This is a genomic window from Bacillus sp. SIMBA_154, assembly GCF_046536015.1.
Lineage (GTDB): Bacteria > Bacillota > Bacilli > Bacillales > Bacillaceae > Bacillus > Bacillus pumilus_P.
Map to the genome: position 1 here is coordinate 1 of NZ_JAWJBV010000762.1, position 229 is coordinate 229.

Consider the following 229-nt stretch of genomic DNA (forward strand, 5'->3'; position numbering starts at 1 on the left):
CTGATGCAAAGGATGTAGTCTATGTACGCATAGATCGCACCCGTAAGATGCCGGTTACGGTTAATTTGCCTGCCCTCGGCTTCAGCTCTGATCAAGCGATTCTTGACCTCATTGGCGAGAATGAATACTTACGCAATCCGCTGGAAAAAGACAATACAGAGAATGCGGATAAAGCACTCCTCGAACTCTACGTGCGGATTCGTCTTGGCGAGCCGCCAACTGTTGAAAA

General features: G+C 48.5%; 1 protein-coding gene. It reads left to right on the forward strand.

Features of this window, described 5'->3' with window-relative positions; all coding sequences use genetic code 11:
- On the forward strand, positions 1–229 hold a 229-nt coding region (locus R0K30_RS23940), incomplete at both ends, for a hypothetical protein (protein WP_410613574.1).